This window comes from Priestia megaterium (assembly GCF_041941685.1).
Classification (GTDB): domain Bacteria; phylum Bacillota; class Bacilli; order Bacillales; family Bacillaceae_H; genus Priestia; species Priestia megaterium_C.
Genome location: NZ_CP130958.1, coordinates 752,015 through 767,317, shown reverse-complemented (window position 1 = coordinate 767,317; position 15,303 = coordinate 752,015). Strand labels below are relative to the sequence as shown.

General features: G+C 37.8%; 13 protein-coding genes, 1 tRNA gene and 1 pseudogene. 2 read left to right on the top strand and 13 right to left on the bottom strand.

Going from position 1 to position 15,303, the window contains the following annotated elements:
* The 9 genes and pseudogenes from Q5794_RS04120 to Q5794_RS04080 all read right to left on the bottom strand — a co-directional run bounded on the left by Q5794_RS04120 (position 1) and on the right by Q5794_RS04080 (position 9,516).
* Positions 1–1,752 (bottom strand): sensor histidine kinase, encoded by a 1,752-nt coding sequence (locus Q5794_RS04120; protein WP_192996631.1) that lies wholly within the window; start codon positions 1,750–1,752, stop codon positions 1–3.
* Between the two features lie 120 nt (positions 1,753–1,872).
* Positions 1,873–3,201 carry a 6-phospho-beta-glucosidase gene (locus Q5794_RS04115; protein WP_374988709.1) on the bottom strand — a complete coding sequence of 443 codons (1,329 nt, stop codon included), beginning with the start codon at positions 3,199–3,201 and terminating at the stop codon, positions 1,873–1,875.
* A complete protein-coding gene (locus tag Q5794_RS04110) occupies positions 3,198–3,527 on the bottom strand; it encodes a PTS lactose/cellobiose transporter subunit IIA (RefSeq protein WP_013081807.1) in 330 nt (109 codons plus the stop codon). The genes Q5794_RS04115 and Q5794_RS04110 overlap by 4 nt, the downstream gene beginning before the upstream one ends.
* Before the next feature lie 13 nt (positions 3,528–3,540).
* Positions 3,541–4,898 (bottom strand): annotated as a pseudogene (celB, locus tag Q5794_RS04105) (PTS cellobiose transporter subunit IIC).
* A gap of 13 nt (positions 4,899–4,911) precedes the next feature.
* Positions 4,912–5,217, bottom strand: a complete 306-nt coding sequence (locus Q5794_RS04100) for a PTS sugar transporter subunit IIB (protein ID WP_374988708.1) — start codon at positions 5,215–5,217, stop codon at positions 4,912–4,914.
* A 163-nt stretch (positions 5,218–5,380) separates the two neighbouring features.
* Positions 5,381–7,330, bottom strand: a complete 1,950-nt coding sequence (locus tag Q5794_RS04095; RefSeq protein ID WP_374988707.1) for a BglG family transcription antiterminator — start codon at positions 7,328–7,330, stop codon at positions 5,381–5,383.
* Between the two features lie 260 nt (positions 7,331–7,590).
* Complete coding sequence (locus Q5794_RS04090) at positions 7,591–8,169, bottom strand: TetR/AcrR family transcriptional regulator (protein ID WP_374988706.1); 579 nt, start codon at positions 8,167–8,169, stop codon at positions 7,591–7,593.
* Between the two features lie 4 nt (positions 8,170–8,173).
* Complete coding sequence (locus tag Q5794_RS04085) at positions 8,174–8,896, bottom strand: MBL fold metallo-hydrolase (RefSeq protein WP_374988705.1); 723 nt, start codon at positions 8,894–8,896, stop codon at positions 8,174–8,176.
* 281 nt (positions 8,897–9,177) lie between these two features.
* A complete protein-coding gene (locus Q5794_RS04080; RefSeq protein WP_025749849.1) occupies positions 9,178–9,516 on the bottom strand; it encodes a general stress protein in 339 nt (112 codons plus the stop codon).
* A 441-nt stretch (positions 9,517–9,957) separates the two neighbouring features.
* Between Q5794_RS04080 and Q5794_RS04075 the strand changes: the two genes are divergently transcribed.
* Positions 9,958–11,349 (top strand): amino acid permease, encoded by a 1,392-nt coding sequence (locus Q5794_RS04075; RefSeq protein ID WP_057241368.1) that lies wholly within the window; start codon positions 9,958–9,960, stop codon positions 11,347–11,349.
* Between the two features lie 287 nt (positions 11,350–11,636).
* Here the strand turns inward: Q5794_RS04075 and Q5794_RS04070 are convergent, their stop codons facing one another.
* From Q5794_RS04070 to Q5794_RS04055, 4 genes are all read right to left on the bottom strand, one after another.
* Positions 11,637–12,266: a copper homeostasis protein CutC gene (locus Q5794_RS04070; RefSeq protein ID WP_374988704.1), complete on the bottom strand. Its 630-nt coding sequence runs from the start codon at positions 12,264–12,266 to the stop codon at positions 11,637–11,639.
* A 63-nt stretch (positions 12,267–12,329) separates the two neighbouring features.
* Positions 12,330–13,775 carry a DEAD/DEAH box helicase gene (locus Q5794_RS04065; protein WP_374988703.1) on the bottom strand — a complete coding sequence of 482 codons (1,446 nt, stop codon included), beginning with the start codon at positions 13,773–13,775 and terminating at the stop codon, positions 12,330–12,332.
* Between the two features lie 194 nt (positions 13,776–13,969).
* Positions 13,970–14,323: a hypothetical protein gene (locus Q5794_RS04060; RefSeq protein WP_374988702.1), complete on the bottom strand. Its 354-nt coding sequence runs from the start codon at positions 14,321–14,323 to the stop codon at positions 13,970–13,972.
* A 155-nt stretch (positions 14,324–14,478) separates the two neighbouring features.
* Positions 14,479–14,550: transfer RNA gene (locus tag Q5794_RS04055), tRNA-Val, on the bottom strand.
* A gap of 130 nt (positions 14,551–14,680) precedes the next feature.
* Here Q5794_RS04055 and Q5794_RS04050 point away from each other — a divergent pair.
* The gene (locus tag Q5794_RS04050; RefSeq protein WP_374988701.1) at positions 14,681–15,292 is read left to right on the top strand and encodes a DsbA family protein; all 612 of its coding nucleotides are present in this window, start codon (positions 14,681–14,683) and stop codon (positions 15,290–15,292) included.
* Positions 15,293–15,303: the final 11 nt, after the last annotated feature.

The following is a 15,303-nucleotide window of genomic DNA, read 5'->3' as shown; positions in this document are numbered from 1 at the left end:
TTACATACCCTCGCTTTTTAATTCAATTGGTATAACAAACGAAACCGCTGTTCCTTCTGTTACGTCAAACTCCAGTGTTGTTTCTTTTCCAAACAATCCATGCAAACGTTGTTTAATATTGTAAAGAGCCGTCCCCGTTCCTTTTTCTGAAAAAACGGGCTGATTACCAAGCATTTGCAATCGTTTTGTGTCTATACCTTGTCCATTGTCTTTTACCTTTACGTATACATATTTATCTTTTGTCTCAATATAAACTTCTACGCGACAGTGCTTTTGTTTACGCGGAAACGCGTGCCGAATGGCATTTTCCACAAGCACTTGAAGAATAAATGGCGGAAGCAAGACATCATCTAGCTCTTCTTCAATATACATGTCAATTTCGTATTTATTAGGGAACCTGGCTTGTTCAAGCGATAAGTACGCGTGGACATGATCAAGCTCTTTTGATAACGGAATCAACAGCTGCCTTGCACCTTGCAAATTGGAACGAAAATAAATGCTTAACTGCAAAAGCAGCTTTCTGGCTTTTTCTACGTCCTGTCTGCACAGCGCCGATATCGTATTAATAGCATTAAATAAAAAGTGAGGATTCACCTGTGCCTGTAAAGCTTTAATCTCCGCATCTTTTAGCAATTTACTTCGAAGCTCTGCTTCGCCGAGCTCTAGCTGAGTTGAAAAAAGTTTAGCCAATCCTTCTGCCAGCTCTTCCTCCACCCGGCTTAACCCGCTCGCATCTTTAAAGTACATTTTTAGTGTTCCAATGGTAGTACCGTGAGAAGTAAGCGGCATCACAATAGCGGCATGAAGCGGGCAATCTTTATGCTGACAATCAATTTGTTCTCTCGATTTTGCTTTCATAATTTTTCCTGTCTTCAGCACTTCGTGAGACAGCCCGGTAATTAAACTATGCGAAGGAACGTGATGATCAATTCCTTCCCCTACATGAGCTAAAATTTTGTGCGTATCAGTTAGCGAAACAGCATCCGTACCTGTGAAGCGATGAATAATATTTGCAACATTTTCACATGATTCACTAGTAAGACCCTGACGAAAATGTGGAAGAGTTTGATCCGCGATTAATAATACTTTGTGTGTCTGAAGCGCTCTCATTTGTTCCTCTTGCCGTAAAATGGACTGAATAATAGATAAGAAAATATAGCTTCCCGTGCCATTTACAATAATCATTGGAATAGCAATAATACTCACTAGCGTCCATGCCGAATCAAACGGTTTAGCAAATAATAAAATAATCAGCATCTGGAGCGTTTCCATCGCTATGCCTACAAGTGCAGCAAAGCGCGGTGTAATCGTTCGATGTTTTTTCCGGTAGGCATAGCCGATATATCCAGTTAACACCCCTGCTAAAACGGATGAAACTGCACAGCTAAACGCAGTACTCCCTCCTAATATAAAGCGATGAACGCCAGCAAGTAGTCCTACTCCTAAACCAACAAAAGGACCGCCAAGCAGACCGCCCATTTCCACACCCATAATTCGTGTATTTGCAATCGAGCTTGATGGATCTACTTTTAATAATAAGTCTTCATTTCGAATAATTGTTCCTTGAATTTCAATTCCCGTGTAGTTACTAATAATGCTAAAAAGAGAAAAAATAAAAATAAGTACGGCTTTTCCTTTATAACCTTGCTGTTTGCGGAGAAATTGCCGAAAAACTTTTGTATGTGCCAGCAAAAAACCTAAGATGACAATAACTCCGACTCGTTCTACCATCATAATTAATAAATGAATCATTTCTAGCCACCCTTTGTTGTCCGTTTCTATTTTATATTGTTACATTGATGGTGGCAGAAATCTAGCTTTACAAATAGAAAAAAGCTATTCGAATACGTACTGTATTCGAATAGCTTGACTTTAAGCTTGAACAGTTTTAAAAAATTGAGGCAAGTAATCCTTATGAGCTTCTAACATCTCATCGACAATTTGCTTAGCTAGTTTATCAGAAGCCACAAGAGGATTAATGGTTAATGCTAAAATAGCTTTGTCATAATCTCCTGTCACTGCTGCTTCAGCTGCAATCCGCTCAAATGACTTAATTGTTTGAACAAGACCGCGGACAGGTACAGGAAGGTCACCGACTGAAATTGGCTTTGGACCATCTTTTGTAATAATACAGCTTACTTCTACGGCGGAATCAGCAGGAATGCTTGCTATGGCACCATTATTGATAGTATTCACAGGCTGAATATCGCCTTTATCCGTATAAATGGATGTAATCAATCGAACGGCTGCATCACTATAATAGGCTCCGCCGCGCTGTTCTAATTGAGGCGGTTTAATGTCTAGATTAGGATCTTTATACAGTTCGAACAGCTCTTTTTCCAACTGTTTTACGACTTCTGCTCTCGTTTCACCTTTTTCATAATTAACAAGCTCTTTTTCTACCATTTCACGCGTTTTATAATAGTACATGTGATATGGACACGTTAACGCATTTAGGGCTTTTGTAAATTCTGGCTCCCATCCAAGTCCCGCTACATTTTTCACAAAGCTGCTGTTAGTTGGATCACTCAATAAATCAATAACTTGATCTTTAACGCTTACACCATCTACATATACATCTAATCCGTAGACCATGTGATTTAAACCAGCAAAATCAATTCGAATGCGAGAGTGATCTACATCAAGCAGCTTAGCAATCCCCATTTCCATTCCAATTGGCACATTACAAAGTCCTACAATCTTTTTAATGTTACTATAGCGGAGCACAGCTTCTGTTACCATGCCTGCAGGATTTGTGAAGTTAATCAGCCAAGCTTCTGGACATAACTCTTCAATGTCACGGCAGATATCTAAAATAACGGGAATCGTGCGAAGCCCTTTAAATAATCCGCCCGGTCCATTTGTTTCTTGACCAAGCACCCCGTATTTAAGCGGTATTCTTTCATCTTTCGCTCGTGCATCTAACAAACCAACGCGAAATTGAGTCGTTACAAAATCCGCATCTTTTAGTGCTTCTCTTCGATCTAACGTTAAATGAACATTAATTGGCAAACCTGATTTTTTCACCATTCGTTTCGCCAAATTACCAACAATCTCTAGCTTTTCTTTTCCTTCTTCAACGTCTACTAGCCACAGTTCTCGAACTTGAAGTTCATCGTATCGTTTAATAAATCCTTCTATTAGTTCAGGCGTATAGCTTGAACCTCCGCCAATCGTTACAATCTTAATACCTTTTTTCATAGTGTAATCCCCCCAGAAATTTTGATTGCTTCATATAAATCTACAAATTCAGTAGCCATTTCTTTTACCGTCATCGCATTCATTAAATGATCTTGAGCATGAATCATGAGCAGAGAAATTTCTGTGCTTTCCCCTCTAATTTCACCTTGAATTAACGACGTTTGGATATGATGAGCAGCATTTAATTCTTCTGCAGCTTGTGTAAGCTTTTCACGTGCTTCTGAAAAATTTCCGCTTTTGGCAGCTGCTATCGCTTCCATTGCTGAACTTCTGCCGTTTCCACCGTGTAAGATTAATTTAAAAATATATTCTTGAATGCTTTCCATCCTTTATCCCTCCTCACACAATATCTTTCTTTGTATCACTTGGTACCCCTTCAGCTGCAGGCTGTATACCATTTTCTTCAGTGAATTTTTGTTTATCCCACATTCTAAAGAAAGGATAATAAATGCAAACAGAGATTCCGATATTAATAGCTTGCATAACTGCACCCGATAATTTTCCTCCTGTTGCCAAATAGCCAGAAATAATCGGAGGCATGGTCCAAGGAACCGCAATACCTGCTGGTTTTGCTACCAGTCCTGTCGACATGGCAATATAGGTTGCTACTACCGTCACAAGAGGGGTAATAATAAACGGAATAAGCATCATTGGATTCATCACCATAGGAAGTCCAAAGATGATTGGCTCATTGATATTAAAAAGAGCTGGTCCTATCCCTAACTTACCAAGCTGCTTCATTTGTTGACTGCGTGCTTTTAAAATCATAGCTACAACTAGAGCTAACGTTGCTCCGCTACCTCCGATATTGATCCAAATATCAAAGAACTGCTGTGTGAAAATATTTGGTAATGCTTCATGATTAGCAAATGCAATTCGATTTTCATCCATAGCTCCATACCAAATGGGAGCCATAATTCCACCGACAATATTCGCTCCATGAAGTCCACAAGACCACATGAGCATAATAACAAGTTCGGCAACTAGCGTACCGCCTAAACTGCCGCCTAGCACACCTAAAGGCTTTCCAAGCAATTCTCCAACAATATTGTGAAGACTTCAAAATGCGTTTGTTCTACTAACAAACGTAAAATCCAAATAAATGCTATTACCGTAAACCCAGGAATAAGAGCAGCAAACGATTTTCCAACAGCAGGAGGAACTCCATCAGGCATCTTAATGATAATGTCTTTTTGAATAAACCATCTGTAGATCTCGGTAGAGAGAATCGCAACAATCATCGCTACAAAAAGCCCTTTACTTCCCATTAAAGCGGTTGGAATTCCGCCGTCTACTAAAATTGCTTCTTTGGCTCCACTTGGGAGAAAGGACACTTTATACGGAGTAGCAAGTAAAAAAGCAGCAAGTGAAATAGCCCCTGCGGACAAAGCATCTACTCCGTATTTTTCAGCTAACCGATAGGCTATTCCGAAACAAGCAAGCAGCGCCATAATATCGAATGTAGCTCCCACTGGATAGGCCATTTTCGTTGCCCATTCTTTTCCGAAAATCCCTGCCATAAAGTCGTTGTAACCTGGTATCGGTAAATTTGACAGTATTAAAAATACTGAACCGATAATAATGAGCGGCATTGTCAGAACAATACCGTCTCGAAGTGCTTGTAAATGGCGTTGGCCCGCCATTTTTCCCGCAATAGGCATTACTTTGCTTTCAAGCATACTATTAAATTTGCTCATGTAGTCCACACTCCTATTTTGAAACTAGTTGAACTGCAAATTTTAACACTTGTTCTCCATTACACGTTCCGTAGTGAACAGGATTTATAACGTCAACTGGCACTCCTTTTTCTTCACCTATCTTCTTAAGCTGCGGCAATAAGTAGCGCACTTGAGGTCCTAATAAAAGTACATCCGCTTGATCAATATGGTTGCGAACAGAATCACCAGGAACCGCCCAAATTTTATACTCCGTGCTTTGCTCCTGAGCGCTTTTTTCCATTTTTGTTACTAGTAAACTTGTAGACATTCCAGCTGCACAACATAATAGAATATTCATTTGCCATTCCCCCGTTTTTTATTTTGCTATCTGTTTTGTTGATAGTTTTATCATAAGATAAAAGCGCTTACATTTATACACAACCTTTTTCCGCTACTAACGGAAAAAGGTTGTTTGAACATTCAGATAAAAAAAGAAGCCCCCCTCTCTTAGACTTCTTTTTTTATCTAATATTTTTCATAAACACCTCTATAAATTCCTCATAATCCTTGCACTTTACTAAGCGCTGCACGACCTGCTTATCATCCACAACGCGGACTAACAAACTGTACATCTTTTGCAAATCGCCTTGATTATTCGCTTTTACACTTAAAAGGCAAATAAATTGTACGAGGTTTCCTTCCCACATAATCGGTTTTTTTAACGTACAAATGGCCCAAAACGTCGTATCCGTTTGAGGAACCATAGGATGAGGAATCGCAACGAGATTGCCAAAACTTGTTGGTGATGCAGCTTCTCTTTCAAAAACAGATTCTATAAATTGAGAAGGAACTAGTCCTAGATGAGTTAATTTCTCTCCTAAAAAATGAAGCACTTCTTCTCTCGTTTGAAATTCTTGCTGTAAATATACTAATTCTTTTTTTGTGTATTCTAAGGAAGGCTGCGGTTTGTTCTTCATTAAACAATCAATTTTTTTAAAATCACTGTTTCCTAGAATCGTACTTACTTGTACTACAGGAACAGGAAGATGATCTGGAATTGGAATGGTACTAACAATAAAATCTAAAGAGTGCAGCGACATTTGGTGAAGTTTATAATACTGCGTTGTTCCTAAAATAGTCAGATTTAATCCAAAAGTAGCCTGCAGCTTATATGATAATAGCTTGGCACTCCCTACTCCCGATGCGCATACAATCAAACAGCGCTTAGGCTGATTGATAATTTTTCGACGTTCAATGGCCCCTCCAATATGTAAAGCTAAATAGCCAATTTCCGTTTCATGCATGTCGATTTCAAGGCGATTTTTCAAAACCTTCCCAGCTATAATCCCAGCTTCAAAAGCCAGAGGGTAATGACTCTTAATTCCTTCAAGCATCGGGTTTCGCAGATTCATTCCATATTTATAGCGATTGATAGCCGGTTTCAAATGCAAGCTCATGCCAAGGATCAGCTCTGAATCTTCACTAATTCCTAAATGAAGCTCTTTTTCAATTGCTTCTAATATAGCTGCTGTTAATTCATAGATATTTGTGTCAATAAACTGCTTCACTTCTTTTTCTTCATGATTGCTATTGTTGAGCATTTTTGTACCTAACAAATGAATGGCGATATATGCCGTTTCTGACTTCGGAAAACGAATCTTGAATGCATTTTCAATCTCTCGCACAATTTCAGCTGCCACTTCATATTCTTTATGCTCCATAATCTCAAGCAGATCTTCTGAATACAAAGAGATAAAATTTTCTTCTTGTATTCGCTTACAAGCTATAGCTAAATGAATGATTAAATTGTTTAATCCAATGTCTGAAACCATAATATTGTATCGTTTTATTTGATTTAAAATGTGGGCTTTAATCGTTAAGATTGATTCTTGGGGCAGGATAGATATTTTATTGTATACCATATCTATTTCTTTATCTTTTCGGTTGAATATGTACTCAGACATACAGAATCTCATTTTCATTTCGTCCCCTTTAGCTTTCAAGCCATAGTTAGGACGTTTTTCTAAAAGAATATCATACTTACACAGCTGTTTTTTAACATCTCTTAAATCGTTTTGAACCGTTGACTTGCTAATATACAACTCGTCTGCTAAATCTTCGAGCTTCAAATATTCGTCTGCTAGCAGCAATCTTTTGATTAAATAATGCACGCGGTCATCAGGAACGGTTGGAATAGAAGTTGCATCAAATAATTGATTAGCCGAAAGTTCTTTTAAGAGGTGATGGAACTGTTTTTCATCTAAAACACTAAGTTCATATCCTGTCCCACGAGCTGATTTAATTTTAGCTCCGTACTGAGACAAAATGTCATCTAGCTGTTTTATATCCGTTCGAATAGTTCGAGAAGATACTTGATTTACTGTTGCTAAATATTCACTCGTAACGGTTGATAATGTAGACTGTACGGACATTAGTTCTCTTAATATGACGATCATTCTTGAATTAAGCATGTTTGCTTCTCTCCATTCTCAGAAGATTTCTCCCTTATAAAACAAATGAAAAGGGCTGGTTATTTTAAACAAAAACAAAAAATACCTAAACAGCAACAAACAGAAACTACCTTTTTCTGTCCTTGCAGCTTAGGTTTTGCCTGCTTCATCAGTAACAACCCTAAAACAATAGGAATAAATGTCTTTATTTGTAATCTATCATTCTTTCTCTTTTTTTTCAATTTCAACTAAAGCATTAGGCTTAGTGGCATTAATAAAATTTATGTGGTCTGTTTATATCGATGTAGCCCCAATGCAAACGTACGGATTAAAAAGTCTAGAGTCTCATCAGTGCTTAACGACATTTCAAATCCCCCTTTATGCTCCAAAGAAGAAAACCCATGTAAAATGCTGCGAAGACTTCTAACAGCATGAAGAGCTTCATTTTCCGGAAGCTGATACAGCTTCAACACATCTAGCACTAAAAACACAATGTTATCAGATGCTTTTTGTACTTCTTCATCCTTTATCCTTGGTGCTACCGTTGCCGTTGCTTCGTATATTCCCGGAGACTTTCTTACAAATGAAACGTACGCTTTACTTAGCTGATAAACAGCGTCTTCTGCAGAAGCATGTTCAACAGCACTTTTTAAAAGATGATATAGCTGCTGCAGTCCACTTAAAGCCAGTTCTTTGCGCAGCTCTTCTAACCCTTTTATATGGTTATATAAAGACGGTGGACGAACATTTAATTCTTTGGCTAATGAAGCAATTGTAACAGCATAAAATCCTTCACGATTGGCCAAATTTTCACTTGTTTGAATCACCTTTTTGAAATCTAGTCCTTGTCGTGGCGACATCCCTTCACCTCCTTTTTTCTATTTTTACTTTTGCTTGTTGTATTGCTTTTTCCATCAATTTTAGCGGCTGAGAAAGAATTCTTCCGTGTCCAACAGCAAGAAGTGACGGGTTTAGTTCATGTAGCTTTTCTGCACTTTTAAGCGCTATCTCTTTGCTCCACGTTCCAAAGGCAGGAAACGGAAACAGCGGTTTTAACTGACCTGATACCGCAATTCCCCCTCGCACTTGGAAAGAATCTCCGGCAATTAATGCGTTCGTTCTCTGGTCTAAAAAAGACATAGACCCAGGTGTATGTCCAGGTGTAAAAATAGGAGCAAGTGAGCCTATATAAGACTCTTCTTCGATGAAATGATCAATTTTAGTTGAAACCTTTCCTAGGCTTGGTATTCCCCCATGGATGGGGTTTTGAGGTTCTTCAGAATCGAGTGTGAAATCTCCTGAAAATAATCGATAATCTCTTTGCGACATATAAACAGAAGCATTCGGCAAACTTTTCTTCAAATTATCAATCGCTCCGATGTGATCTTCATGAGTATGTGTAAAAACAATTCGAGTAATCGGTTTTCCAATTTGATCTGCAGCTTTCAAAATACCTGACGCACTGTAAGGAAGAGCTGCATCAATTAATGTAAGACTGTCTTTTTCTTCGACTAAATAACAATTCACTGGAAAAAAGCGAGGCAAAAACGTCAGTTGATATAACATTTGCTCACGAACTATTCTCATTCCCTCATCCCCTATTATCAAAATAAAAACTAATGGCATTAGTTTTTATTTTAACTAATACCATTAGTTTTATCAATCATATATTGGAAAAAACAAAAAAGTGTGAGACATAACGAAATCAATTGAATCTAAAGATGAACAAATGGGATAAAGGAGCTCGTATAGATCACTTGTTACACAGTCCCCACAAAAAATCCGAACGCGTTTGATTCTCCATCAAGAATCAAACGCGTTCGGATCTTCCTTTAACTAAACTACTTTTGCCCTAGCCTCTATTAAAATTAAACGTCTTTTCTTTCTCCTGTAGCAGCTACTACAATCGCACTGCCTTTCTTTAACTCTTCTTCATATTTTTTTGTTTCGTCTTTTGATAAGCCTAGTGAAGCCATTTTTGTTCGAAGCTCATCTTCTCTTGTTAAAAATAAACTCGCTGCTGAATGCAAAGGACCTTCTTCAGACAGTCGAATAATATTTGTGTCCGTTACTTCTGTTAAATTTTTAGAATTTTCCTTGTCATACGTAAACACGTATACTTCATCTTTCTCAAAACCTTTGTCTGCAAATTGATTAACTGCTTCTTTAATGTTTGCTCCTTTTTCTACTACTTCAACATGTTTCATTATTTATAACCTCCTGTTTCTATCGCACATCTTTCTTTTATACTTAACAAAAGAATAAACTTCTTACTACTATATATACCCGTTTTCAGAAAGGAAAACCCGCATTTAGAGCTTTGCAGAGAGTTTGAAAATCATTCCGCATCACCCTTTACTTAGATGCATACCTCTTTTAAATAACATATAATGATATTCAGCTAATTTTCAGCTAACCTCCATAAGAAGTCCATCTGCATTGCTTATCATAATAAAGAAAAGAGACACTAATCAGGTACTTTATACGCATAATGAATGTCTGTGTCAGAGTAAGCCCGGTATGAATGCAACCATTCATATCCGGTTTTTTACATGAAAGAACTTCTAACAATATCCTGTCCTTGCCCCTTATAACATACTATAATTCTTTATATTAACTAAAAATTCAGGTTATATAGGAGGTCACAAATGAACAGCCATCCACAGCCACAGTTAAAAAAAGAGTTAAAGATTAGGCACATCACCATGATTTCTCTTGGAGGAATTATCGGGGCAGGATTGTTTATCGGAAGCGGATCACTTATTAACACCGCTGGACCCGGATCTATTTTTTCGTACGCATTTGCTGGTTTGCTCGTTATTTTAGTCATGCGAATGCTTGGCGAAATGTCTACTGCAAATCCTTCCAGCGGTTCTTTTTCCACTTATGCAAAAGAGGCATTAGGCCCTTGGGCCGGCTACACGATTGGCTGGCTCTATTGGTTTTTCTGGGTTATCGTTATTGCTGTTGAAGCCATTGCAGGTGCAAATATTATTCAATACTGGTTCCCGTCTTTGCCGTCTTGGGGAGTAAGCCTGGCTCTTACTTTTTTATTAACAATGACCAATCTGTACTCTGTTAAATCTTTCGGAGAATTTGAATATTGGTTTTCCCTCATTAAAGTGGTCAGTATCGTTCTTTTTTTACTTTTAGGTATAGCTATTATTTGTGGATTCATTCCAGGAATTGATTCTCCCGGCACTTCCAACCTTTTGCACAAAGGCGGCTTTTTACCGAATGGAATTAGCTCTATATTTTTAGGAATTGCCCTTGTCATGTTCTCCTTTATGGGAACAGAAATTGTCGCAACCGCAGCAGGTGAATCGTCTCAGCCTGAAAAAGCCATTACCATCGCGACCAATACCGTTATTTATCGCATTTTGTTTTTCTATTTAGGCTCTATTTTTATTTTAGTAACGGTTCTTCCGTGGAATTCGTCAAGCCTAATGAAAAGCCCATTTGTATCTATTCTTGAATTAGTGAATGTACCGGCCGCAGCTCAAATTATGAACTTTATTATTTTAACAGCCGTTCTTTCCTGTCTGAATTCTGGTCTGTATACAAGTTCTCGCATGCTGTTTTCCATGTCTCAAAACGGCGATGCGCCAAAAAGTTTTTCAAAATTAAATAAAAAAGGCGTGCCGGTTAGCGCGATATTAGCATGTACAGTTATCTCGTACATTAGCGTTATCTTTAACTACATTTCACCGGACAAAATCTTTTTGTTTTTAGTGAATGCATCAGGCGGCGTAGCGCTTCTTGTATATCTTGTTATTGCATTTTCACAGATTAAAATGAGAAAAAAATATGAAAAAGAAAATCCCGAAGCATTAAAAATTAAAATGTGGTTATTTCCTTACTTAACTTACGCTACAATCCTTGCCATCACTAGTATTTTTATTGCCATGGCATTTATTGATTCATTACGTTCTCAGTTCTTCTTAACTCTTTTAATTGCTGTACTCGTCGTAGGTTCTTTTTTCTTTCAACGTACCAAAATGACGAGCGGCTTAGCAGCAAAAGGAAATACATCAAAATAAAAGAGGTTGAGACATAACTAAATGAATCCAACCTAAAGATGAACAAATAAGATAGATGAGCTTGACTGCTTATTACACCGCAGTTGATTTCCGTGCAAGGCTTCGCTTTCCGCGGGCGGCCGCTGAGCCCGCAGGAGTCTTCGCCTTGCCCTCCAATCACCTGCTAGAAGGAACGAAACAGATGAAACTATATTCACCATCAAAAAAACGAACCACGAATCAAACATATTGATTAATGGTTCGTTTTTCACTTGGACTAAAATGCTTTTGTCCCAGCCTCTTTTTATTTAACGAGATAAATCTCCTACAATTTTTGTTCCGTGTAATTCAGCTGCTTTTGTTTCTTTCATAACCCTCTCTGCGTTGCCTTCATGAATTCCTCCGCCGGGCAAAATAATAATACGGTCATTAGCATATGTGATCAATTCTCGGATCATATGCAGATTTTGCAAAGAAGATCCTTTCCCTCCTTTTGTCAAAATACGGTCTGCTCCCAATTCACTAAGTATATCGATGGCTTTGTATTTATCTTTAATCTCATCAAATGCCATATGAAACGTAACGCTTAAAGGATGAGCTTCTGCTATTAACTCTTTAGTGCGTCCGTAATCGATTTCAGCTTCTTCTGTTAAAATGCCAAATACTACTCCGTTTACTCTAAGGTCTTTACATGCTTTAACGTCTTTTTTCATAATTTGAAATTCTGCTTCGGAATATACAAAATCACCGCTTCTTGGACGAATAATCACGTTAATATCTGTATCAAGATGTTCGCTTGCATATTGAATGGTGCCGTAACTTGGCGTAGTGCCTCCTTGACTGAGATTGTCACATAATTCAATGCGGTCTGCTCCTAGCTTTTCCGCTTTTTTTGCCTGCTCATACCCTTCTACACACGCTTCTTTTATGTACTTCATACTCTCAACTCCTTTATTGGCTGTATAAGTAAAGCCCATCTTTAAAAGATGGACTTCCTTCTGCTATTTAATTGCTTTATGAACTTTTAATTTCTTTCCTTTAATTGTCTTGTTCTTCATTGCTTGTAACACTTTGGTACCTTTTCCATTCAGAATCTCCACATAAGAGACGTTTTCTTGAATTGTAATAATTCCAATATCGTCCGCGGTTACTCCGTCTAATTTCGCAATTGTTCCTACAAAATCGACCGCTCGAATTTTCTTTTTCTTTCCTCCGTTAAAATACAGCTTCATAATGTCTTTATTTAATGACTCGCTTTTATCTTTTTTAACTTCTGGACGCTCATTAATTTTTTCAGTAAAAGCGGATGCTGCCTGTTGCACTTCTTCTTTAGAAGGAGGAGTAGATGTTGGAATTGAAAAGCCGATATATTCTTCAATTTCCGATAGCATTCTCTCTTCATAAGGCGTTACAAATGTGATAGCCTTCCCTTTTTTACCGGCACGTCCCGTTCTTCCTGTCCGGTGAACGTAGCTTTCTTTTTCTAACGGAAGATCGTAGTTAATAACGTGTGTGATATTATCAATATCAATTCCTCTCGCAGCTACATCTGTCGCCACTAAATAGCGGAATTTACCTTTTTTGAAATCATTCATAACCTCAAAACGGTCTTCTTGCACCATTGCCCCGTGAATTTTATCACAAGGATACCCAAGATCATCTAAATCATCTAACAGCGTATTTACCTGCTCTTGTGTGCGGCAAAAAATGATGCAGCTGTCTGGGTTTTCTACTGTGGTTACGTCTTTCAGCAGTGCAAATTTACGTTCATTTTCTACTGTTATAACAGAATGGTCAATCGTACTTGTTGTTAATCCGTTCGCTTTGATTTCAACATCAACCGGCTTCTTCATATATTTGCGAGACAGCTCTTCAATATCTTCAGGAAGCGTAGCGGAGAAAAGCATCGTTACACGCTCACTAGGAAGACGTTGAATAATTGCTTCTACTTGGTCAATAAAACCCATATTCAGCATTTCATCGGCTTCATCGATAACCAAATAACGAATTTTCTCTAATGCAAGCGTTTCTTTTTCTATATGATCAAGCACTCGTCCAGGCGTACCTACAACAATATGTGTTTTTTGCTTTAACTCTACTTTTTGCTTAGCAAATGGTGATTTTCCGTAGACAGCAGCTGCTTTAATTCGCTTAAAACGGCCGATATTGGTAATGTCTTCTTTTACCTGTGCAGCCAGCTCTCGTGTAGGTGTTAACACTAACGCCTGGGGTTTATTTTCTTCCCAGTTAACTAATTCACACAGTGGAATACCAAAGGAAGCCGTTTTTCCACTCCCTGTTTGAGATTTCACGACCACATCTCTTTCTTCTAGCGCGATGGGAAGAACCTTGCTTTGTACTTCCGTAGGATGATTGTATTGCAGGCTAGAAAGTGCCTTAGCTATCTTATCGCTAAGACCATATTGACTAAAACTTCTTTGATTCATTTTGTACCCTCATTTATTTTAAATTAGTGATTATCTTTATCATGACCTGATGCACTATGTTTCATTATACTTTAATTCTTCTATACGCGCTCAAGATTTAAAATCACATCAGTGGCTTTTGGATATACACTGATTTTGAAAGTCAAACTTACTTTCAGTTCATATACCTGCAATATGAAAAGTCAGTAAACTATCTAAGAAATAATAAGATAATAGCGGGCACTATGAATGGTTTGTTTTGGATATGTAGCATAACACGTGTAATCTATCCACTTGTATCTATCTAATTTCCTTTCTAACTTTTCACTGATTTCATCTTCAATTTCGTGCATGAAAGCAACAGTTTCGTAAATGGTCATTCCAAATCGATTAGCTGCTTGGTGATGAGGAGAGTGTTCTTTGAGAAGTGTCAAAAACTGCGCTTTTGTTTCGGCCTGCTGTGCTAAACGATCTTCGACTCCTTCAATGAATTGATATAACATTCGTTTATTACTAGGAAGAGAAGCAATAATATCTCTTGCAAAAATCTCCATCATCTTTTCATTCATGGTCACTCCACCCTTCATCTTTACCACAAATCATCGTTTTATTTAGTTTAAACGTAATGATTACGATTTTCAACATATTTTTTTCTTTTCATTTTGTACGCCGACGAAAGAAAGAGAAAAGCCGCTCTCTTATTAATAAGAAAACGGCTTTGGTATGAGCGATGAGGGATTCGAACCCCCGACCCCATCCCTGTCAAGGATGTATTCTCCCACTGAACTAATCGCTCGTGATATGTATTGACTATATTATAGAAAGAGTTATCCAATTTTGTCAACTATTTTTCCATAGTTCCCAAGTTGGAAGAATTGTCTTTACTTTTGATAAAATAAAAACATGCCATAAAGGAGCGTGACGGGATGAAAGCGCATATTGAATTTTATTTTGATTTTGTCTGTCCACTATGTTTTCTAGCCACTAAGCCTTTAAGAGAAGTCATTAAAGAACAAAAAGCTGAGATTGAATGGAAACCTTTTGAACTTTGTCCTGAGCCAACCCAGCAGATGGAGCAAATAGAAGATTCTTTAGAGAAATCTTGGGACCAATTCATAGTACCTTTAGCACAGCAGATGCACGTAGAAATGAAGATGCCGGCTTTGTCTCCAGTCCCGCGCACTCGTTTAGCACATGAAGGCTTTCATTTTGCTAAAAAACATGGTCAAGAAAGTGCCTATATAGATGCTGTTTTTAAAGCTTATTGGGAAGAGGAAAAAGATATTAATCAGATTGAAGTCTTAGCAGAAATCGCTGATTCTTTGCATTTAGATAAAGAAATATTTACACGTATCTTAAAAGACCGGACGTTCGAACAAGTTCATAAAGATAGCTTAGTTCATGCATATGAAGATGCTCATGTAACGAAAGTACCAACTTTAAAAATTGGCAGCCGTGTACTTCAAGGATTCGCTTCCAAAGAGACAATCGAAAAAGCGCTGTTCCATGAACATTCTGCTAAAGACAGAGAGAAATGATTTACTAAGAG

Coding starts and splice junctions, on each gene's coding strand:
- Q5794_RS04120 (WP_192996631.1), bottom strand. CDS start 1,752: ATGATTCATTTATTAATTATGATGGTAGAACGAGTCGGAGTTATTGTC.
- Q5794_RS04115 (WP_374988709.1), bottom strand. CDS start 3,201: ATGAAAAAAGGTATTAAGATTGTAACGATTGGCGGAGGTTCAAGCTAT.
- Q5794_RS04110 (WP_013081807.1), bottom strand. CDS start 3,527: ATGGAAAGCATTCAAGAATATATTTTTAAATTAATCTTACACGGTGGA.
- Q5794_RS04100 (WP_374988708.1), bottom strand. CDS start 5,217: ATGAATATTCTATTATGTTGTGCAGCTGGAATGTCTACAAGTTTACTA.
- Q5794_RS04095 (WP_374988707.1), bottom strand. CDS start 7,330: ATGCTTAATTCAAGAATGATCGTCATATTAAGAGAACTAATGTCCGTA.
- Q5794_RS04090 (WP_374988706.1), bottom strand. CDS start 8,169: ATGTCGCCACGACAAGGACTAGATTTCAAAAAGGTGATTCAAACAAGT.
- Q5794_RS04085 (WP_374988705.1), bottom strand. CDS start 8,896: ATGAGAATAGTTCGTGAGCAAATGTTATATCAACTGACGTTTTTGCCT.
- Q5794_RS04080 (WP_025749849.1), bottom strand. CDS start 9,516: ATGAAACATGTTGAAGTAGTAGAAAAAGGAGCAAACATTAAAGAAGCA.
- Q5794_RS04075 (WP_057241368.1), top strand. CDS start 9,958: ATGAACAGCCATCCACAGCCACAGTTAAAAAAAGAGTTAAAGATTAGG.
- Q5794_RS04070 (WP_374988704.1), bottom strand. CDS start 12,266: ATGAAGTACATAAAAGAAGCGTGTGTAGAAGGGTATGAGCAGGCAAAA.
- Q5794_RS04065 (WP_374988703.1), bottom strand. CDS start 13,775: ATGAATCAAAGAAGTTTTAGTCAATATGGTCTTAGCGATAAGATAGCT.
- Q5794_RS04060 (WP_374988702.1), bottom strand. CDS start 14,323: ATGAATGAAAAGATGATGGAGATTTTTGCAAGAGATATTATTGCTTCT.
- Q5794_RS04050 (WP_374988701.1), top strand. CDS start 14,681: ATGAAAGCGCATATTGAATTTTATTTTGATTTTGTCTGTCCACTATGT.